Annotated in this window: 17 protein-coding genes; all 17 read left to right on the top strand. The window is 40.2% G+C overall.

The features are described from left to right. Positions 1-18: 18 nt before the first annotated feature. The 17 genes from ACUR5C_RS05090 (at position 19) to rnhB (ending at position 22409) form a co-directional block, all read left to right on the top strand. Positions 19-2334 carry an efflux RND transporter permease subunit gene (locus tag ACUR5C_RS05090; protein ID WP_454467279.1) on the top strand — a complete coding sequence of 772 codons (2316 nt, stop codon included), beginning with the start codon at positions 19-21 and terminating at the stop codon, positions 2332-2334. Between the two features lie 330 nt (positions 2335-2664). After that, the gene (locus tag ACUR5C_RS05095) at positions 2665-7515 is read left to right on the top strand and encodes an NAD-glutamate dehydrogenase (RefSeq protein WP_454467280.1); all 4851 of its coding nucleotides are present in this window, start codon (positions 2665-2667) and stop codon (positions 7513-7515) included. 406 nt (positions 7516-7921) lie between these two features. Next, positions 7922-8677 (top strand): 30S ribosomal protein S2, encoded by a 756-nt coding sequence (rpsB, locus tag ACUR5C_RS05100; RefSeq protein ID WP_454467281.1) that lies wholly within the window; start codon positions 7922-7924, stop codon positions 8675-8677. A gap of 128 nt (positions 8678-8805) precedes the next feature. Beyond that, a complete protein-coding gene (gene tsf, locus ACUR5C_RS05105; protein ID WP_454467282.1) occupies positions 8806-9687 on the top strand; it encodes a translation elongation factor Ts in 882 nt (293 codons plus the stop codon). Between the two features lie 3 nt (positions 9688-9690). Further along, entirely contained in the window at positions 9691-10422 is a 732-nt protein-coding gene (gene pyrH, locus ACUR5C_RS05110) for a UMP kinase (RefSeq protein ID WP_454467283.1), read from the top strand. A 38-nt stretch (positions 10423-10460) separates the two neighbouring features. Further along, positions 10461-11018: a ribosome recycling factor gene (gene frr / locus ACUR5C_RS05115; protein ID WP_454467284.1), complete on the top strand. Its 558-nt coding sequence runs from the start codon at positions 10461-10463 to the stop codon at positions 11016-11018. A gap of 99 nt (positions 11019-11117) precedes the next feature. Beyond that, positions 11118-11843, top strand: a complete 726-nt coding sequence (gene uppS / locus ACUR5C_RS05120) for a polyprenyl diphosphate synthase (protein ID WP_454467285.1) — start codon at positions 11118-11120, stop codon at positions 11841-11843. Next, positions 11843-12724 (top strand): phosphatidate cytidylyltransferase, encoded by an 882-nt coding sequence (locus ACUR5C_RS05125; protein WP_454467286.1) that lies wholly within the window; start codon positions 11843-11845, stop codon positions 12722-12724. Before uppS ends, ACUR5C_RS05125 begins: the two co-directional genes overlap by 1 nt. Next, positions 12724-13908: a 1-deoxy-D-xylulose-5-phosphate reductoisomerase gene (gene ispC, locus ACUR5C_RS05130; RefSeq protein WP_454467287.1), complete on the top strand. Its 1185-nt coding sequence runs from the start codon at positions 12724-12726 to the stop codon at positions 13906-13908. Before ACUR5C_RS05125 ends, ispC begins: the two co-directional genes overlap by 1 nt. A gap of 2 nt (positions 13909-13910) precedes the next feature. Further along, a complete protein-coding gene (rseP, locus tag ACUR5C_RS05135; RefSeq protein WP_454467288.1) occupies positions 13911-15260 on the top strand; it encodes an RIP metalloprotease RseP in 1350 nt (449 codons plus the stop codon). A gap of 27 nt (positions 15261-15287) precedes the next feature. Continuing rightward, positions 15288-17798 (top strand): outer membrane protein assembly factor BamA, encoded by a 2511-nt coding sequence (gene bamA / locus ACUR5C_RS05140; RefSeq protein ID WP_454467289.1) that lies wholly within the window; start codon positions 15288-15290, stop codon positions 17796-17798. A gap of 43 nt (positions 17799-17841) precedes the next feature. Next, positions 17842-18351, top strand: a complete 510-nt coding sequence (locus ACUR5C_RS05145) for an OmpH/Skp family outer membrane protein (protein WP_454467290.1) — start codon at positions 17842-17844, stop codon at positions 18349-18351. A gap of 5 nt (positions 18352-18356) precedes the next feature. Beyond that, positions 18357-19412, top strand: coding sequence for a UDP-3-O-(3-hydroxymyristoyl)glucosamine N-acyltransferase (gene lpxD / locus ACUR5C_RS05150; RefSeq protein WP_454467291.1), 1056 nt, complete (start codon positions 18357-18359; stop codon positions 19410-19412). Beyond that, a complete protein-coding gene (gene fabZ, locus ACUR5C_RS05155) occupies positions 19405-19875 on the top strand; it encodes a 3-hydroxyacyl-ACP dehydratase FabZ (RefSeq protein WP_454467292.1) in 471 nt (156 codons plus the stop codon). Before lpxD ends, fabZ begins: the two co-directional genes overlap by 8 nt. Then, on the top strand, positions 19872-20636 hold the full coding sequence (lpxA, locus tag ACUR5C_RS05160) for an acyl-ACP--UDP-N-acetylglucosamine O-acyltransferase (protein ID WP_454467293.1): 765 nt from the start codon (positions 19872-19874) through the stop codon (positions 20634-20636). Before fabZ ends, lpxA begins: the two co-directional genes overlap by 4 nt. A gap of 17 nt (positions 20637-20653) precedes the next feature. Continuing rightward, the gene (gene lpxB / locus ACUR5C_RS05165; RefSeq protein ID WP_454467294.1) at positions 20654-21790 is read left to right on the top strand and encodes a lipid-A-disaccharide synthase; all 1137 of its coding nucleotides are present in this window, start codon (positions 20654-20656) and stop codon (positions 21788-21790) included. A gap of 37 nt (positions 21791-21827) precedes the next feature. Beyond that, positions 21828-22409: a ribonuclease HII gene (gene rnhB / locus ACUR5C_RS05170; protein ID WP_454467295.1), complete on the top strand. Its 582-nt coding sequence runs from the start codon at positions 21828-21830 to the stop codon at positions 22407-22409. Positions 22410-22413: the final 4 nt, after the last annotated feature.

Here is a 22413-nt window from a genome sequence, read left to right on the forward strand (position 1 = left end):
ATTTCTGGAACATAATTGATGAGTCGGTTCAATTTTGAAGCTTTAATTGACAAAACTATTTTTAGCTATAGAAAAGTTATTTTATGGTGTTTTGGTTTAATCACCATTGGTATGCTTGGATTTGCCTCGCAACTCAAGGTTGATGCTAGTTTTGAGAAAAACATTCCGCTTCAGCATGAGTATATGCAAACTTATATTGAGCACCAAGAGCACTTTGGTGGAGCAAACCGAGTGCTGGTTGTACTTGAAGATACCAGTGGCGACATTTTTAATCCTACGTTTTTTAACTCTTTAAGTGAAGCTACTGATTTAGTTGCCTCAATTGATAGTATTTCTGAACCATTAATGAGTTCGTTGTTTACCCCTAACACACGCTTTGTTGAAGCGGTAGAAGATGGCATGGTTGGCGGACCGGTAATTCCCGCGAGTTTCGACGGATCTGAAAAGCAGCTTCAGTTGGTAAAAAGCAATGTTTTAAAAGCTGGTTTAGTGGGGCGTTTAGTCGCCAATAATTTTGCTTCGGCCATGGTTAGTGCTCAGCTATTGTCAATTAACCCCAAAACCAAACAAAAAACTGACTTAGTTGCCGTAGCGGACCAGCTTGAACAAATTAGATCAACTATAGAGTCTTCTAATCCGCAAATTAAAGTTCATATTATCGGCTTTTCTAAAATGATTGGTGATGTAAGTAATGGCGCCAAGCAAGTGGTGGCATTTTTTGGCGTGGCTTTAGTCATTACTGCGATATTGGTGTTTTTATATTCTAATTCAGTCAGCTTAACCGTTTTGCCGTTAGCTTGCTCGGTAATTGCGGTTGTATGGCAACTTGGACTGTTGACATTATTTGGCTTTGGCATCGATCCTATGTCAATTCTGGTGCCCTTCTTGGTGTTTGCGATTGGAGTGAGTCACGGGGTTCAAATGATTAATGCGGTGGGTAAAAACGTCGCTGCCGGAAGCACCCCTAAAAGCGCTGCTTATGCCGCTTGTTGCCGCCTATTTGTTCCGGGTATGATCGCCTTATTGAGTGACACTATAGGCTTTTTAACATTACTATTTATTAAGATCGATATCATTAAAGAACTCGCAATAACCGCAAGTTTAGGTGTCGCGGTGATAATATTAACTAACTTAGTCTTATTACCTGTGCTGCTTTCTTTTGCGAAATTTCCAGATAACTTTGCCACTAAAGTTGAACAGTCTAGTCAGCGTCAAGCGGTTCTTTGGCGATTCTTTTCTGGCTTTGCTAACCCCAGAACCGCAACCAAAACTTTAATTGTTGCGGGTATAATTGTTGTCGTATCGTTAATGTTTGCGCGTAACATGAAAGTAGGTGATTTGCACGCTGGTGCACCCGCGCTAAAACAAGACTCTGTTTATAACAAAGATACCAAATTTGTAACCGACAACTTCTCCATTGGGACAGACATGATTTCGATTATCGCGGAAACTATCCCCGATGGATGTACTCAGTACTCAATTATGAATGAGATTGACAAGTTTCAATGGCACATTGAAAACTTGCCGAGTGTGCAATCTGCAATCAGTTTACCTTCGGTCGCAAAAATATTGAACGCCGGCTTTTATGAAGGTGCGTTGCAATGGCGAATACTGCCGCAAGAGCAAGCTACTTTAGTTCAGTCGATAAGGTATTTAGAAACGAGTAGCGGGTTATTTAATAGTAACTGTAGCGTTATTCCAATTCTTATTTTTACCAAAGACCATAAAGCAGAAACTATTCAAGAAGTGGTAGACGCTGCCAAGGCTTATACAGAAAAACATCAGTTCGAAAATATAAAATTCCGCTTAGCTACCGGCCCTGTAGGCGTTATGGCTGCCACTAATGAAGCTGTATCAGAAGCACAAATCCCGATGCTTATTTGGGTGTATGCGGCTGTGATTTTACTTTGCTTGGTGAGCTTTCGTTCAATTCGCTCAACATTATGTATTGTTATTCCGCTCGCAATTGTTTCTGTAATGGCACAAGCCTTAATGACCATACTCGACATCGGATTAACGGTAGCGACTTTGCCCGTGGTCGCCTTAGGAGTTGGCATAGGGGTTGACTATGGTATTTATATTTTCTCTCGCATGATTGTGTTTATTAGAGCGGGGGAATCTATTTCAGAGGCTTTTCTAAAAACGCTCAATTTAACCGGTAATGCGGTCTTTTTTACTGGTATCACATTAGCGATTGGTGTGAGTACTTGGTTGATGTCTGCGCTTCAGTTCCAGGCTGATATGGGAATTCTTTTAACCTTTATGTTCCTATTTAATATGCTGGGTGCGGTGATTTTATTACCCGCATTAGCCGCCTTCTTGTACCGACGCTAAAGTTAATAAACCGTAGCGTCGCTGCTTTACCCATAATTTTTACGCAATGCATAAAAAAAAGCGTTTTTTATGCATTTAGTGCGTGCTTCCTGAAATTCTTTCGCCTACAATTGGCGCAGTTCTTTTATTCAACCAAATTGCCAAAAACTGGCCAATGACTAAAAAAATGACCTTTAATTCTTTAAATCTAGATTTAAATCATTATCTGCAGGCTTTTTGTTGGCAATCTTGTGTTTTTTCTACCACACTTAATTCAACTTTTACCGAACAAAATGGCAATAATTCGTCACTTGAATCGCCTTTTAGCTAGTTGCCTTTAAAGGAAATATTATGTCTTTCGACCATAAAATACATCAATCAAAACTGTTTAAAGATGTTGTCCATTTAATTGAGTCTAAATTTAGTAAGCCGCAAGCTAAATTAGTTACTGACTTTGCCCACCATTTTTGTTCAGGAATAGCCAGTGTCGAAATAGAATCAAAATCCGCAGAAGCGCTTTTTAGCTCAATTGAAAGCCTTTGGGGCTATATGCAAAAAAGTGAAGGCGAATGTCATGTGCGAGTTTACTCTCCCGGTGATGATATAAACTGGTGTAGTCACTCGGTAATAGAACTGGTGCACAAAGACATGCCATTTCTTGTTGATTCGGTGCGAATGGAACTCAATCGAATGGGTATTAATATACAATTGCACATTCATGTTCCTTTAGATATCAAGCGCAATAAAAGCGGAAAAATTACTAGCGTTGCACGGCCAGATCCCAAAGCGCCAGCAAGCAGTATTACACCCATGTATTTAGAAATTGATCGTCAGTTAGATGATCACGAACACGAGCTAATTAAGCTCAACTTAGAAGAAGTGCTTTCTGATGTAAGGGTTACGGTTGCAGACTGGGGACCTATGAAAGAAAGACTAGGCGAAGTGATACAGCGGTTAAGCCATTTGCCTAAAAAGTTAGTCAACGAAAAGAATATAGAATGTAAAGATTTTTTAGAGTGGATTAGTGGTAATCACTTTACATTGTTAGGCTATACCTATTACGAGCTTCAAAAAACCAATAAAGATGTCCGATTAGTTCCGCAAGAAAGTGCGTGCCTTGGTCTTAAAACCAAACAAAACTGGAAGCCAAAAGCTTATTCATTAAGTGACTTGCCCAAAGGGGCACGTAACCTTATTTTAAATTCAGAAAATTTATTGGTTTTAACTAAGCTAAGTGCGGTTAGTCGAGTTCATCGCCCCGCACATATCGATTATATTGGCATTAAACGAGTCAATGAAAAAGGCGAGATTATTGGAGAAGATCGCTTTATCGGGTTATATACATCGGCTGCATACAACCTGAATCCTATGAGCATTCCCGTTTTAAGGCAGAAGATTCAAGCGGTTCAAAAACGTTCAGGGTTAACAAAGCTTGAGCACGATTTAAAAGTTTTAAGAAATATTCTTGAGACCTACCCCAGAGATGAGCTTTTTCAAATTAGAGTTGATGATTTATATGAGTCGGCAATTGGTATTTTACAAATCCAAGAGCGTCCTATTGTAAGAGCATTTGTAAGACGAGATCCCTATGGCCGGTTTTTCTCGTGCTTAATTTATGTTCCACGAGAGGTCTACACGACCAAAATTAGAATCAAGATTACTAACTTGTTAAAGAAAACCTTTGGTGCTATTTCTGAACCTCAGTTTACCACGACTTTTTCTGAGTCAATATTAGCGCGTATTCATTTTATTGTTCCGGTTGAAAACGCAGAAACCGTTAAATTTAATTTGGCTCAATTAGAGCGTAAGCTTCAACTTGCTACGCGCTCTTGGGAAGATTCGCTCAAACAAACATTAATAAAAGAGTTTGGTGAAAATGAAGGTAAAAGAATTGCGGCTCGATATACTAACCGTTTTCCTGTGGGTTACCAAGACGATACTCGAGTAAAAACTGCAGTAAATGATATTCAGCATATGGAGTCTTTAACTGATAAAAATGCACTGAGCATGCGTTTATATCGGGATGAGAAAGATGATGCTGATCTACTCCGCTTTAAACTATTTTTTAGAGATGCCCCTAAACCATTATCTGAAATTATTCCAATGCTAGAAAATATGGGGTTGAATATTATTGGTGAAAAGCCTTACGAAATTAAGCCAGAAAATGGCGTGAAGCGTTGGGTTAGTGATTATGTCATGCTACATCCAGGTAGTACTGATCTAAAGCTTGAAAAGCTCAAGCAAAAATTTCAGTCGGCATTTACAAGTATATGGAACGGCGAAGCAGAGAACGACGGATTTAACCGCCTAGTGTTATCGGCTTCTTTAGGCTGGCGTGAAATCGCCATATTAAGAGCTTATGCTAAATATATGTGGCAATTGGGATCGAGCTTTTCGCAAAACTATATTGAAGAAACTTTAGCTGCTTACCCTGATATTGCAAGTATGCTAGTTGAATATTTCTACCTTAACTTTGATCCGTCAATGAAACGCAGCAAAGTTAAACAGAAAAATATTAAAGACAAAATCATTAGCGCTTTAGATAGTGTTGCCATATTAGACCAAGATAGAATTCTCAATCGATATTTAGAGCTTATTTCGGCCACGTTAAGAACAAACTTTTTCCAACTGGATAAGTCAGAGCAGCCTAAGAGTTATATCTCTCTTAAACTAAACCCTGCCAAAATTCCAGATATGCCTAAGCCTGCACCTATGTTTGAAATTTTTGTTTACTCACCAAGAGTAGAAGGTGTTCACTTAAGAGGAGGCAAGGTTGCACGGGGTGGATTGCGCTGGTCGGATAGACGCGAAGATTTTAGAACTGAAATTTTAGGCTTGGTTAAAGCACAACAAGTAAAAAATTCGGTCATAGTTCCAGTTGGTGCTAAAGGCGGCTTTGTGTGTAAACGTCCTTTGTCTGGACTAAGCCGAGAAGAATTTATGGCGGAAGGAATTGCCTGTTATAAAATTTTTATTAGTGCACTGCTTGATATCACTGATAACTTAGTAGAATCTAAATTAATCCCTCCAGTCAACGTAGTTCGTAAAGATTCTGATGATCCTTACCTTGTTGTCGCAGCTGATAAAGGTACCGCAACTTTTTCGGACATTGCTAATAGCATATCGGAAGAGTATGGATTTTGGCTAGGTGATGCTTTCGCTTCAGGTGGCAGTGTGGGTTATGACCATAAGAAGATGGGAATTACTGCAAAAGGTGCATGGGAATCGGTGAAGCGTCACTTTATGGAAATGGGTGTTGATTGTCAAAATGAAGATTTTACTGCCGTTGGTGTTGGAGACATGGCTGGAGATGTCTTTGGAAATGGCATGTTGTGCTCGCGGCACACTAAACTAGTCGCTGCTTTTAATCATATGCACATATTTATTGACCCTAACCCTAACCCTGAAAAAAGCTTTGTTGAGAGAGAAAGGTTATTTAACTTACCCCGCTCTAGCTGGGAAGATTACGACGCTAAGCTTATTTCTAAAGGCGGCGGCATTTTTTCTAGAAGCGCAAAAAGTATTCCCTTGTCGAAAGAAATTCGTCAGTTGCTCGACCTTGAAGAAAAAGCACTATCACCGAACGACCTTATTAATGCCATTTTAAAGTCTAAAGTTGATCTTTTATGGAATGGCGGCATTGGTACTTATGTAAAAAGTAAACACGAATCTAATAATGAAGTGGGCGATAGAGCGAATGATAATCTAAGGGTAAATGGGGAAGAGCTACGCTGTAAAATCATTGGTGAAGGGGGCAACTTAGGTGTTACTCAGCTTGGCCGTATTGAATATATGATGAATGGTGGTCGCGCAAATACTGACTTTATTGACAATGCTGGCGGCGTTAACTGCTCTGATAATGAAGTAAATATTAAAATATTACTTAACCAAATGGTACTTGCAGGTGAAATGACGCTAAAGCGCAGAAACAAACTGCTGGCAAGTATGACCGATGAAGTTAGCGAAATAGTGTTAAGGGAAAACTTTTTGCAAGCACAGTCTATTAGTGTGAGTGAGCAGCGCTCTGCCACTATGGTAAAAGAGCTATTGCGCTTTATCCATTGGTTAGAAAAAGAAGAAAAGTTAGATCGCGAACTAGAGTTCTTGCCAACCGATGAAGAGTTGCTGGAACGATTAGCACAAAATAAAGGTCTCACACGGGCAGAAATTGCGGTGCTAACCGCCTACGGGAAAATGGTACTTAAAGAAGATTTAAGAGTTCCAGAAGTAGCGAATGAACCTTTTTACAATACTGTATTGGTAAACTACTTTCCTAAACCGCTGCGCAAAAAGTTTGTGACCCAAATGCAAAGCCATCCATTACGAGATGAAATTATTGCCATGAAACTCGCCAATGAAATGGTTGATTATTTGGGTAGTAATTTTGCATTTAGAGCTATAGATGAAACCGGTGCAAACCCCGCAGATGTTGCAACTTGCTTTACTATTGCCAAAGAAGTGTTTGACCTTCCTGGATTGTGGAAACAAATTGAGTCGTTAGATCACTCTATTCCCGCCAGCGTTAAGCATGACATGATATACCAAACGCAACGTATGAGCCGTCGCTGCACTCGGTGGTTTTTACGTCACAAACGTAAAAATCTAAAGATTATTGAGAGTATCGACTTCTTTAAAGATGGCGTTGTTGAATTAGAAAAGAGCATTCACAAAGTGCTAGACAAAAAAGAGAACAAATCTATTCGCAAGCATGTCGACAAATGGACTGAGCTAGGTGTGCCTACCAAACTAGCTGAGCGAGTTTGTTATTTAAGTACGATGTTTTCTGGTCTTGATATTGTCGAAATGGCGAAACAAACTAAGCATGATATTTCGCTGGTTGCAGAAGTTTACTTTAAATTGGGTGCCAAGCTAGAACTCCATTGGTTCTTAGAGCAAATCAACTTGCAACCAGTCGATAATCATTGGCAGGCCTTCGCGCGAGCTACATTCCGAGAAGACTTAGACTGGCAACAACGCAGTCTTACTGTGGCCGTATTACAGTTAACTAATCGCTCTAAAGATGCAGAAGAGCGAATTATTAACTGGATAATCGAGAATGCAAATTTACTCGCTCGTTGGCAGCAAATGTTGGCGGACTTTAGAACAAGCAGTCACCATGAGTTTGCTAAGTTCTCAGTGGCATTACGGGAACTATTAATTCTTGTGCAAAGTAGTGTCAGCGCAGCCGCCAGCCTTAAATAGGTTGTTTAGCCAGAGCCTTCACTAACGAATCAACAAGAGACAAAACGTTGTTGCACACCAAGGCGTCTTAGGGCGCCTTTTCTTTTTCTCTGTTTGCACTAAACCTTAAAAAGCCTTGCTTGAGATAAGACTAAAACTAAGGTTAAAACAGACGATTCGATTTAATCTTGCCCTGCGATCTGGGTGAAATGAGTCCTAATCTATGAAATTGCTAGCTAGTTAGCTATTTTTATTGCTCTAAATAAGCGTTTTATGGTATAAAGCGCGCCGTGTATGGCAATGTCGCCTGCACCTAATCCACACGCTGTTCGACACAGATATCAGGGTGCTTTTAATAGTTTGTTTATTAAAGGTTGATATTTGGGAGTAGCGGAGGCAAAACCCTTAAAAATCAGGAGTTTATACAATGGCAAAAGTCACAATGCGTGATATGCTTCAAGCGGGCGTTCATTTTGGTCACCGTACCCGTTTCTGGAATCCAAAAATGAAGCCGTACATTTTCGGCGCTCGTAACAAAATTCATATTATCAACTTAGAGCAGTCTCTTCCTATGTTCCAAGACGCAATGAACTTCATCAGTTCAGTTGCTGCACGTAAAGGAAAAGTATTGTTTGTAGGCACTAAGCGTAGTGCAAGTAAAATTGTTAAAGAAGAAGCGACTCGTTGTGGTCAGTTCTTCGTTGATAAGCGTTGGTTAGGTGGTATGTTAACTAACTATAAGACTATCCGTCAGTCAATCAACCGCTTAAAAGAGTTAGAAAAGCAAAGTGCAGATGGTACTTTTGAAAGACTAACCAAGAAAGAAGCGCTTTTATTAAGCCGCGAAATGGAAAAATTAGAAGCCAGTATCGGTGGTATTAAAGATATGGGCGGACTTCCTGATGCAATTTTTGTAATCGACGCTGACCATGAGCACATTGCAATCTCTGAAGCACGCAAGTTAGGTATTCCTGTTGTTGCTGTTGTTGATAGTAACTCTAACCCTGATGGCGTAGATTATGTTATCCCAGGTAATGATGATGCTATTCGTGCTATTCAATTATATTTGTCAGCAGCGGCTGATACCATTATTGATGGTCGCCAAAGTGTAGCTACAGCACCTGCTGAAGATTCAAGCGATGAATTTGTAGAAGAAGAAAAAGAAGCTTCTGCAGAAGAGTAACTCGCTTACTTTGTTATTTAGAGTAGGGGGCTGTGCCCCCTATTTTATGCCAATTTGAAATTAACTTAACCAGCAAGCTAGCTTGGTTAAATCAAATGGCTCAACGCTCATATTTTTTGGAGAAAGAAATGGCAATTACTGCTTCTTTAGTAAAAGAACTGCGCGAAAGAACTGGCGCGGGCATGATGGAATGTAAAAAAGCCTTAGTAGAAACTAATGGCGATATTGAAACTGCAATTGACAATATGCGTAAATCTGGTGCTGCTAAAGCTGAGAAAAAAGCTGGCCGTATCGCCGCAGAGGGTGTCATTATTACTAAGTCTAGTGATGATGGTAAAGTAGCCGCAATAGTAGAAGTTAACTCTGAAACTGATTTTGTTGCTCGCGACGAAAACTTTAAAGAGTTTGCTAATAACGTTGTAGATGCAGCATTAGCTAACAAAACTACTGATGTTGCAGCGCTTAACGCTGTTGTTCTAGCATCTGGTGACACAGTGGAAGCAGCACGTACTAACTTAGTTGCTAAAATTGGTGAAAACATTAGTGTGCGTCGTGTTCAAATTGTTGAAGCAACTGACGGTGCTTTAGCGTCATATATTCACGGTGGCCGAATCGGTGTTATTATTGCACTGAAAGATGGCGATGTTGAGCTAGCTAAAGATATTGCGATGCATGCAGCTGCAACTAACCCACAATTTGTAAACCCAGAAGACATTTCTGAAGATGTTTATAATCGTGAAAAAGAGATTTTTACTGCACAAGCACAAGAAAGCGGTAAACCTGCTGAAATCATTGAAAAAATGATTGTTGGCCGTATGCGCAAATTTGCTGCAGAAGTCAGCCTAGTAGGCCAGCCTTTTGTTAAAGATCCTTCGATAACTGTTAGCGAGCTTTTAAAACAAGCTAACGCAAGCGTAACGTCAATGGTTCGTTTTGAAGTAGGCGAAGGAATCGAAAAGAAAGAAGAAGATTTTGCTTCAGAAGTAATGGCACAAGTTAAAGGAGAATAAGCCATGCCAAGTTCTGCACCTAAAAAGAATCGCACTAGAATTCTGCTTAAATTAAGCGGAGAGGCCCTTATGGGTGCAGAGCCGTATGGTATAGACCCTTCGATCCTCGATCGAATTGCTGCCGAAATCAGCGAACTAGTTGAAAAAGGTGTTCAAGTAGGCGTTGTTATCGGCGGCGGTAACTTGTTTAGAGGTGAAAAATTAGCCAACGCGGGTATGAATCGAGTCGCTGGTGACCATATGGGGATGCTTGCAACTGTAATGAACTCGCTGGCTATGCAAGACGCTCTAGAAAGAATTCGTGTTGGTACGCGAGTTATGTCGGCTATTTCGCTGACTGGCGTTTGTGAAGACTATGACCGAAGAGCCGCTTTAAGATATATGAAAACTGGGCAGGTGGTCATATTTACCGCCGGTACAGGTAATCCATTTTTCACTACCGATACTGCAGCATGTTTACGCGGAATTGAAATAGATGCCGACGTTGTTTTAAAGGCAACTAAAGTTGACGGCGTTTATTCAGCAGACCCGGTTAAAGACCCTAGCGCTGTAAAGTACGAACATTTAACTTATAATGAAGCACTGCAAAAGCAATTAGGCATTATGGACTTAACCGCGTTTTGTTTGGCGAGAGATCATAATATGGCGATTAGAGTTTTTAACATGCAATCGCCGGGCGTATTAGTGAATGCAGTATTAAAAGAAAACGAAGGTACCCTCATCACTCGCGATTAAGGCGAGTTTTTTAACTTTGCAATTACGGAGCTAAAAAAGTGATAGACGAAATAAAACAAGATGCGAACACTCGCATGGACAAAAGCATAGAAGCTTTTAAACTTTCGTTGCAAAAAATTCGTACGGGAAGAGCACATCCCAGCCTTCTTGACCATTTGAGCGTTTCTTATTACGGTGTTAATACGCCATTAAATCAAGCGGCAAACGTTTCGGTACAAGATTCGCGAACTTTAACTATTCAGCCATTTGAAAAGTCAATGATTGCGCCAATAGAAAAAGCCATTATGGAGTCTGATATTGGGATAACACCGAATACGGCGGGTAACTTAATTCGTCTGCCATTACCTCCGCTGACTGAAGAGCGTCGTAAAGATTTAATTAAAGTTGTTGGAAACGAAGCGGAAGCTGCTAAGGTTGCGATTCGCAATATTCGTAGAGATGCTAACTCAACATTAAAAGAGTTAGAAAAAGAGAAAGAAATTAGTGAAGACGAAGAACGTCGCGGCGAAGACGACGTGCAAAAGCTCACAGACGCACATGTTAAAAGAGTGGATGAGCTTGCTGCTGAGAAAGAAAAGGAGCTAATGGAAATTTAGTTCCATTAGTTTAGCAATTGAGCGCCGTGTTATCGGTAAGATGACGCGGCGTCTTTGTATTACCCCTATCGTAATTGAACTAACTAGACGGCAACCTTAATGACGCAATTAAAAACGCCACAGCATGTAGCCATTATAATGGATGGCAATGGCCGTTGGGCGCAAGCTCAAGGTAAGAAGCGCACCAGTGGACATAAGGCTGGAGTAGAGCGTGCGCGAGAAGTTGTTGAATCAGCTGGTAAACTAGGGATTAAATCACTTACGTTGTTTGCTTTTAGTAGTGAAAACTGGAATCGGCCTCAGGAAGAAGTTTCGTACTTAATGGAGCTGTTTATCATGGCTTTAAACCGCGAAGTGAAAACCCTTAATAAGCATGACGTAAAACTTAAGTTTATTGGTGATACTTCTGCATTTAATGAAAAGCTCCAACAGAGTATTAAACAAGCAGAAAAGTTAACAGAAAATAATCAATCTGTGCGTTTAAATGTTGCCGCAAACTACGGCGGACGTTGGGATATTGTTAATTCAGTTAACCGAATTATTGAAAGTAGTTCTACGCCAATTAAAATTAGCGAAGAAATGCTAGAGCAGCAGTTAGCTACTGCAGACCTACCACCACTAGACTTGTTAATTAGAACCGGTGGAGAAACTCGAATTAGTAATTTTTTAATCTGGCAGGCTGCGTATGCTGAACTGTATTTTTGTGATACTTTATGGCCAGATTTTGATACTCAAGCCCTAACCAAAGCCGTACAAGATTATAGCCAAAGACAAAGGCGCTTTGGTATGACAGGCGAACAAATTGAGCAGCGAGAACCTAAATAATGCTTAAACAACGAATAGTCACCGCTTTAACGCTTTTGCCTTTAGTGCTAGGCGCATTTTTCTTAATACAGTTAGAGTATTTTGCCGGTGTTGTTCTAGTTATTACTTACTTAGTGGCGTTGGAGTGGGCTAAAGTAGCCGGTATGAGTAGTTCGCTCGGGCAGAGCTTTTACGCTATTGGTGTGTCTATTGTCAATTTAGTTATTTGGTGGTTCGGGGGCGATCTTGAACTCTGGCCATCTCCTAATTGGCCATTTGAGTTAGTCTTTCATTTGCCTATGGTTGCACTGCTTGTCAGTATAGTGGCAATTATTCTTGCGGTTACCGTGGTTGCTTGTTATACCGAATCTAAAGTCTGGTGGAAGTTTTCAGGCTTGCTATTATTTATTGGGTTAGCATTGCTGCCTGCATTTTTTGTGGCATTAGTTTCGACGCGAGCAGTAGGTTATTTAATCGATGTTTACCTTGGCGGTCAGTTTTTATTATTAATGTTTTGTATTATTTGGGCAGCAGATACCGGCGCATTTATTACCGGTAAATTATTTGGTAAAAATAAACTGGCCCCATTAGTTAGTCCAAACAAAACATGGGAAGGGGCTGCCGGTGGATTTATTTTAAGTGTCGCCATTGCTTGGCTTGGTGTGGTTTTAATTGGCTTTGAGGTAGCTTCGCCACTTTGGTATACGCTAGCGGCAGTTGGCCTAGCGGTTCTCTCTGTCTATGGCGACTTATTCGAAAGCGCGTTAAAGCGAGCGGCAAATATAAAAGATTCAGGTAACTTATTGCCGGGGCACGGCGGATTGTTTGACCGGCTCGACAGCAGCCTAGTGGTTGCGCCTTTGTTTTACCTGATATTTAGCTATATGGGATGGTTTCGTTAATGCAAGGGGTCTGCATTTTAGGCTCAACGGGTTCTATTGGTAGTAGTACCCTCGACGTAATTGCTCGTAATCCAGAACTTTACCGAGTAGAAGTTCTAACTGCCCATCACAATATTCAAAAATTACTTGAACAGTGTATTCGCTTTCAGCCTAAATATGTTGTTGTTGCTGATCCTACTAAAGCAAAAGAATTAACTCTATTGCTAGCGGAAAAGTCATTAAGTATACAAGTCAATAGTGGCCCAGCTGCCTTGGTTGATTGTGTTAAGTTGCCGAACATCGATACTGTGGTTGCGGCAATTGTTGGCGCAGCCGGTCTTTTGCCGACTTTAGAGGCGGTTAAACAAGGCCATAAAGTGCTGTTAGCCAATAAAGAAGCTTTGGTTATGTCGGGCGAGCTGTTTTTAAAAGAAGTAAATGATAGTAAAGCGATGCTACTTCCCGTAGATAGCGAGCATAATGCGATATTTCAATGTTTACCGGTTAATAACCAAGATGCCAGTATCGACAAGCAGAGTGTTGCAAAGATCTTATTAACTGGCTCGGGTGGTCCATTTAGAACCACTCCATTAGATGAGTTAGAACAGGTAACACCAGAACAAGCTTGTGCTCATCCAAACTGGGATATGGGTAAGAAAATTTCAGTTGATTCTGCCACCATGATGAATAAAGGCTTAGAGTTTATCGAAGCTTGCTTTTTGTTCGATATTGCACCAGAAAATATTCAAATAGTCGTTCACCCACAAAGTATTGTCCATTCAATGGTCGCCTACATTGATGGTTCTGTGATTGCTCAACTTGGTCAGCCAGATATGAGAACGCCCATAGCCCACACATTAGCTTGGCCAGAGCGAATAAATTCTGGAGTTAGTGCATTAGACTTCTTTTCAATGCAAGATTTAAGTTTTGAAAAGCCAGACTTTGAGCGCTTCCCTTGCTTACAACTCGCGATACAAGCGATTAAAAGTGGTGGAACCGCGCCAGCTATTTTGAACGCAGCCAATGAAGTTGCTGTAGAAGCATTTTTAAACCGAGAGATTGCGTTTACTCAAATTGCAAAAGTTATTGCAAAGACCCTCGATTTGATACCGGTTGATAAAGTTAATAATTTAGATTGTGTATTGAGCGCCGACTCGCAAGCTCGTCAAACCGCACGCCAAATAATAGAAAAGGGAGAGTCGTAAAAGTGTTCATCTCTAATCTAATTTATTTTATTATCGCTTTGGGAGTACTGGTAACTATTCACGAGTACGGCCATTTTTGGGTGGCTCGCAAGTTAGGCGTTAAAGTTTTAACCTTTTCCGTGGGGTTTGGTACGCCTATTTGGCAACGCACTGCGAAAGACGGAGTACGTTATGTAATTGCTGCTATTCCGTTAGGCGGCTATGTCAAAATGTTAGACGAACGTGAAGCCGATGTTGCTCCTGAAGATCTTGCCTATGCATTTAATCGTAAAAGTGTCTGGAAAAGAATGGCAATTGTACTCGCTGGGCCAATTGCTAACTTTATATTAGCTATTTTCCTTTATTGGTGGATGTTTGTTCTAGGTATAACAGGTTTAACGACACAGGTTGGTAAAATTGACGGCAACTCAATCGTTGGTAAGGCTGGGTTAGTTGAAGGCGATAGAATTACCGCGATTGACGGCAACCCAGTGACCTTATGGAACGATTTATTAACCAGTCTGGTGGCAAAGATTGGTGACACAGATGCGATTACGCTTACCGTTGAGTCTACCAATAGCCGCCAAAAAGAAATAATTGTACCGTTGAAAAATTGGCAGGTTGATACCGAAAAGCCAAAGATATTTGAGTCCTTAGGTCTTAGAAACAAGTATCAAGATTTAGATAGACCCGCAGTTTTGGCTAATATATCAAAGGATTCACCGGCTTTTAACGCCGGTCTTAATGTAGGCGACAAGATAGTTCAATATAACGATGAGCCAGTTTCAGGTTGGAAATCACTCGTATCAAAAATAGAAATCGCGCAAGATCAGCGAGTAAAGTTATTAATTGAGCGAGATGGTGAACTGCAACCTATTTTTGTGGTCATAGGTTCTCACAATAAAGATGGAAAGACTGTTGGCTTTCTTGGAGTGACTCCGCAAGGAATTAAGGTTGATGAATATCTAGATAAGCGCCAAGGCGGCATTGTTGAGTCGTTAGGGTTAGCTTTTCAAGAAACCGGTAAAATGATTTCATTAACGGTTAGCTTGTTTAAGAAGCTTTTAATTGGAGACATTTCACCTAAAAGCTTAAGTGGCCCGCTATCTATTGCTGAAGGAGCGGGAACTAGTGCGCGTAGCGGACTGGTGTATTTTATTAGTTTCATAGCAATGATAAGTGTCAATTTAGGCTTTATTAATTTATTGCCAATTCCCATGCTTGATGGTGGTCACTTTATGTATTACGCGATTGAAGCGATTAAAGGCAAGCCGCTTTCAGAAAAAGTACAAGAAGTTGGTATGCAGATTGGCATGCTTATGGTGTTTTGTTTGATGGCTTTTGCCATTTTTAATGATTTTTCACGCCTTTAGAGCGTGGTTTTATAATGTTAGGGAATTATGAAGTATTCTAATAAATCCAGCTTAAGAAAAATGGTGGTTCGCTTCTTGGTAAGCACTTGTTTGTTATCGCCTGCATTAGGTTTTGCGGCCGAGGCAGACAGCAGTGATAAGCAAGCTTTTGTTGTCTCTGAAATTCAGGTGAATGGATTACAACGCATGGAGCTTGGAACTTTCTTTAACCTCCTTCCTTTACAAGTGGGAGAAAGAGTTGATGAAACTCGAATTCCTATTATTATTCGAACTATCTTCGCGACTAACAGTTTTGAAGATATCCGGTTGTTTAAAGAAGGCAATAAACTTCTTATCGATTTAAAAGAGAGACCAACAATCTCAGAAATAACAATCGATGGTAACTCTGATATTAAAACCGAGCAAATATTAGAAGCGATGCAAAGCTCTGGATTTGCAAAAGGTGAAATATTTGATCCGTCAGCGATCAAAAGTATAAAGATTGGCATGGAAGAGCAATATTTTTCGCATGGTAAATATTCCATAAAGATAGAAGAGAAAATCATAGCTCAATCACGTAATCGAGTTCATGTGAAGTTTGATGTCACAGAAGGTGAACCCGCGCGAATTAAAAAGATCAATTTAGTTGGTAATAAAATATTTAGTGACGAAGAACTGCTAAGCCAATTTGAGCTAACCACTGGTAGCTGGCTTTCAACCTTTACTAGTGACGATCAATATGCTCGAGAAAAGCTTTCTGGCGACTTAGAAACACTGCGCTCGTATTATTTAGATAGAGGCTATTTAAAGTATAATAATACTTCTACTCAAGTATCAATTTCACCAGATAGAAAAGGAATTTATGTCACTATTAATGTAGAAGAGGGTGAAAAATTTTCGGTAGATAAAATTGTTTATTCCGGCGAACTTATTTTATCTAAAGATCGCTTAAAAGCTTTAATGCCTTTAGCAAAAGGCGATACTTATTCTGCAGCTGCGGTTTCTTTTGCCGAAGAACAAATTAAAACCAGTCTAGGTTTCTATGGTTATGCATTTGCCAAAGTTGCAACGATTCCTGATATTAATGAAGCGGAAAATAAAGTTAATTTAACGCTTTATATTGATCCCGGAAAAAAGGTTTATGTTAATCGCATTACTTTTAATGGCAATGAGTCAACCAATGATGAAGTCTTGCGAAGAGAAGTTCGCTTAATGGAAGGTAGTGCATTATCAACTTCTAGTATCGATCGCTCAAAAATTAGACTGCAACGTTTGTCTTATTTAGAAGAAGTTGAGGTTGAAACACCAAAGCTAGAAGATAGAGAAGACCGAGTCGATGTGAACTACCAAGTTAAAGAACGATCTGCGGGAACGATACAAGGCGGGCTGGGCTATAGTGACTCTTGGGGAGTCTCGTTAAATGCAAATGTTAGCCACAGCAACTTCATGGGATCAGGTAAGCGAATTCAGTTTGGCATTAATAAAAATCGCTTTTCAGAAAGTTATAATGCTGATTATTTTGACCCTTACTTCACCTTAAATGGTATTAGTGCTGGGGTTGGGTTGGAATATGTAACGACTGATTATGGCGAAATTAATTTCTCGAGCTTTATCCTCGACACGACTGGTTTGAATATGAATTTCGGTTACCCCATTAATGAAGTAACGCGAATTAACCTAGGTTTAGGTATACAAGATAGTAATTTGAAATCGAGTCGTTATACTACATCTTCGCAAGTTGTTGATTTTTACGAAGAAAATGGTCAGGATATTCGAGTCGACCCTAACTTCGACTATGGCTTGTATCGCGTTTCAACGGCTTGGAGTCGAAATACGTTAAACCGAGGGATATTTCCAGATCGTGGGACGAGTCAATCACTTTCGTTGAATGCGACCATTCCAGGCAGCGATCTAGAGTTTTATAAAGCCGAATATATGATTAACCATTATATTCCCATAGCGCCTAAGTGGACTTTTTTAAGTACGTTTAAAGCGTCTTATGGCGACGGCTATGGTGACAGTCAATCGTTGCCTTTCTTTGAGATGTTTGGTGCAGGTGGTTCTGGTACTATGCGTGGGTTTGAAAACAACACAATTGGGCCGAGAGTTTTTATTGTTCAAAATCAGTCTGCTGACGGCCCGTTTGGTTTGGACACTGGCCAAAGCTCTGGTACAGTAGTACTACCTAACCAAAATGACAACCTGATTTTAAGCAGAAGAACTGCTGGAGGTAACGTCAGGGTTTTAGGGACGCTCGAGCTTATTTTCCCCGTTCCTTTTGCAGAAGATAATAACTCCTTACGGACGAGCTTCTTCGTAGATGCGGGTAACTTGTGGGATACTAACTTTGATAAAACGAGGTTTAGTCATCTTTCTGCAGAACAGTATGCTAACATACCGGACTATTCAGAGCCTGGTACATTTAGGATATCGGCAGGGTTTTCCATTCAATGGCTTTCGCCAATGGGGCCATTGACGATTAGTTTGTCGAAGCCAATAAAAAAAGAAGATGGGGATGAAACAGAGTCGTTCTCATTTGATGTTGGAAAAACTTTCTAGCCAACTTGAATTTTAAATTTAAATAAAAGCAAAAGGTGTAAAAATGTTAAAAAAATTATTTGTTTCAGTATTACTTTTAGTTGCTATGTTAGGTACTGCAAGTGCGGCAGGACTTAAAATTGGCGTAGTAGACATGCAAGAAGTGATTCAAAAGACTCCAGGCCTACAAGATGTTAATCAAAAAGTGGTGACGCAATTTAAAGAGCGCCAAGATGAGCTTAAAAAGATCATTAAAAAGAGCGAAGAAATTCAAGAAAAAGTTAAGCGCGACGCGATGACTTTAACTAACCAACAAAAGATTGAGTTTCAAAGAGAATTAAGAGCTTTAGAAGCAGACTATAAGCTGAAAGAAGCATTTTTTAACGAAGATATTCAAGCGGCTAACAATATTGAAAAACGAAAAGTCATGCTTAAAGTGAACGATGCTATTAAGCAAGTTGCTGCTGATGAAAAGCTTGATATGATTGTTCAGAAAAACGCGGTTTTATTTAATAATACTAATTTAGATATTACCCCTAAGGTTATAAAAGTATTGAGCAACCCTGCAGGATAGTTAATTTGAATAGTAAGGTTTATACAATTGCGCAAATCGCGCAATTGCTAGAAGCTGAGATTGTTGGGGACAGCGAGCATACCATCGATGGTATAGCCTCTTTAGAAAGCGCAGGACCCAACGACATCTCCTTTTTAAGTAGCGCTAAATTTAAGCAACAACTCAACACAACCCTTGCCGGTTGTGTTTTGCTATCTGCTGATACCGCAAAGGAATTTAAAGGCAACGCAATTATTGTAAAAGATCCCTATTTAGGTTTTGCCAAAGTTGCGCAACTTTTAGATAGCACACCGGTTCCAGTCAAAACGATTCATTCAAGCGCGCAAATTGCATCCGGAGCGAGCATTGGTAGTAATGTCTCCATTGGTGCTGGCGTTTATATTGATCATGGAGTGGTAATAGAAGACAACGTTATTATTGGCGCTAACGTAAGCATTGGTGAAGCAACAATATTGGGTAAAGGAACACGTATATATCCTAATGTTAGTATTTATCACGGTGTTGAAATTGGTGAAAACTGTATTATTCAATCGGGCGCAGTTATAGGCGCAGACGGTTTTGGATACGCTAACGAAAAAGGATGTTGGGTTAGAATTCCTCAAACCGGAAAAGTGATTATTGGAAACGAGGTTGATATTGGCGCCAATGCTTGTATTGACCGAGGTGCCTTAAATAATACGGTTATAGGGAATGGAGTAAAAATCGATAATTTATGTCATATTGCACATAATGTTGAAATAGGCGAACACACAGCGATGGCCGGTTTTACTGGTATTGCTGGCAGTAGTAAAATTGGCAAGTATTGTACCTTTAGCGGACGCTCCTCTATTTTGGGGCACTTAACGATTGCTGATAAAACTCACGTTACTGCGTGTAGTCTTATTAATCGCTCAAACCGAGAGCCTGGCGTTTTTTCTAGCGGCACGGGTATGCAAGATAACAAAACTTGGCGCAAAAATGTGGCAAGGTTTAGACAGCTTGATGATATGGCAAAACAGCTAAAACAGCTGCAAAAAGCACTTTCTCAGTTAGAGCGGGAGAAGGGGGAGAATAATGAGTGATAGCGACCAGCAGTTAAATTCTCTCGATATACACCAAATAATGCAAACGCTGCCGCATCGCTACCCATTTTTGCTAGTCGATAGAGTTATTGACTACAAGCTAGGTGAGTACCTAAATGCGATTAAAAATGTCAGTGTGAATGAACCTTGTTTTATGGGGCATTTTCCGCATCGTCCGGTGTTTCCCGGTGTGCTTATTTTAGAAGCATTGGCACAGGCCACCGGAATTTTGGCGTTTAAAACTTCGCAGCAATGTGCTGACGAAAATACGCTATACTATTTTGTGAGTATTGATGAAGCAAAATTTAAAAAGCCGGTAGAGCCGGGCGATCAATTGCTATTAAAAGTACAACTTATTAAAAGAAAGAAAACATTTTGGAAGTTTGATGCCGTGGCAGAAGTGAATGGACAAACCGTATGTTCAGCTAAATTGATGTGTTCAAAACAGGAAATTCAATCGTGATTCACCCTAGTGCAATTATCCATCCTTCGGCGAAGTTAGGCAAAGACGTAAGTGTCGGTCCTTTTTCTATTATTGACGAGCACGTTGAAATAGACTCGGGCACCGTTGTAGGTCCGCATGTGGTCATTAATGGTCACACTAAAATAGGCAAGAACAATCAGTTTTATCAATTCAGTTCTATTGGTGAAGCAAATCAAGATAAAAAATATGCCGGTGAACCCACTAGAACCGTTATTGGTGATAATAATATTATCCGTGAGTCTTGTACTATTCACCGAGGAACAATACAAGATAGAGCGGAAACTACGATAGGTAATGATAATTTAATAATGGCCTACACTCATGTCGCTCACGATTGCGTATTAGGTAATAATATTATTATTGCAAACAGCTCAAATTTAGCCGGCCATGTTGTGGTTGGTGATTGGGCTATATTGGGTGGTTTTTCTGGCGTTCATCAATTTGTTCATATTGGAGCTCACGCTTTTGTCGGTATTAAAAGCGCTGTGACGCAAGATATATTACCCTTTGTTTTGTTTGCCGCTTCTAGCCCTCGAGCTATTAACGCTGAAGGATTAAAGCGAAGAGGTTTTTCTAAACAAGACATTACCCAAATCCGGCGCGCATTTAAAGTGATCTATCGACAAGGGCTTAAGATAGACGAAGCCATAGCTGAGCTAGCAGAAGCGGCAGAGCAATGTGCTTCAGTGCAGTTGATGGTTGACTTTGTTAAGAACTCTCAACGCGGCATCGCGCGCTAATTTTAGCTGTATAAAACGTGACTAAAAAATTATTTTATATTGTCTCTGGAGAATCGTCTGGAGATATCTTAGGCGCAGGTCTCATCGCGGCTCTAAAACAACGCTATCCAAATGCCGTATTTAAAGGGATTGGCGGGCCGCTAATGCAAGCTGAGGGACTAATCGAATATTACCCTATGGAAAGATTAGCAATCATGGGGATTGGTCCTATTTTAAAACGCTTACCAGAGCTGTGGCTGATGCGCCGGCGGTTAGCTCGCCAAATAATTAGTGAAAAGCCTGATTGCTTTATTGGTATTGATGCACCAGTATTTAATACTCAGTTAGAGTTTTTATTAAAGCAAGCCGATATAAAAACCGTTCATTATGTTAGTCCTTCAGTATGGGCATGGCGCGAAAATCGTATATTTAAAATCGCCAAAAGTGTCTCTTTAATGATTTGTTTATTTCCTTTTGAAGTTGAAATTTATCGTCAGCATAATGTGAAAACAGCATGTATAGGCCATCCACTTGCCGATGAAATACCGCTACACCCTGATCAAAATCAAGCAAGAAAATTACTAAATATCCCAGAACATGAAAAAGTTTTAGCACTTTTACCGGGAAGCAGAAGTACAGAAGTTAATTATTTATTAGCACCTTTTATTGAAGCGGCGCAAGGTGTCGCTGACTCTATAGCAGGCTTACAAGTTATTATTCCTTGTGCCAACGATAAAAGGCGCCAACAAATAGAGGCATACCTACAAGCTCACCAGACTAATTTGGCTATTAAATTGATTGATGGTGATTCGCGCCAAGCCATGTTAGCTGCGAATGTCGTATTACTTGCTTCGGGAACTGCAACTTTAGAAGCCATGCTGTTAAAAAAGCCAATGTTAGTGGGTTATAAAGTTTCCGCATTTAGCTTGTGGATATTTAAAAAACTGCTTAAGATAAATCAGTTTTCACTACCTAATTTAATTGCTGGTAAGCCGCTAGTGAAGGAGTTAATGCAAGAGGATTGTAACCCTGAAAACCTAAAACATGAGTTACTGAAGCTTTTTGATAGCAAAGCGAGTGCACAGACTGTTAAGTCTTTTTATCAGCTTCATGAGAACTTAAAGTTAGGTGGAAGTGAGAAAGCAGCAAATGCAATTTGCGAGCTGATCGATTAATTATTATTGACCAATTACTCTAATAAAAAGAAAAGTGATGTTAAACCCAAAAGATTTAATAGCCGGTGTAGATGAAGTAGGGCGCGGGCCTTTAGCTGGCCCAGTAATCGCAGCTGCGGTTATTCTTGATCCTAGTAATCCAATCGAAGGCTTAACTGATTCTAAAAAGCTGACGGAGAAAAAGCGCGAAGTGCTCGCCATTGAAATAAAAAATAAAGCGCTTAGTTTTTGTATTGCGCGAGCAGAGCCACAAGAAATTGACAAAGTGAATATTTTACAAGCCAGCTTAATTGCTATGGAAAGAGCTGTTAAAGGGCTAAATATTGCGCCAACATTTTGTTTAGTCGATGGTAATAAATTACCCAATTTGCCCTGCCCTGCGAGAGCGATTGTAAAAGGCGACTTGACCGAGGCGGCTATAAGCGCGGCGTCGATCATTGCAAAAGTTGCGCGAGATAACGAGATGTTAGAAATGGATACAAAGTATCCTGGGTATGGTTTTGCAAAGCATAAAGGCTACCCTACAAAATTCCACCGCGAAGCAATTCAACGGTTAGGCGTTACGCCAATTCATCGAATGAGCTTTGGGCCAGTTAAAGCGCAACTAGATTTAGTATAAAGGG

This window comes from Aliikangiella aequoris, from assembly GCF_053709105.1.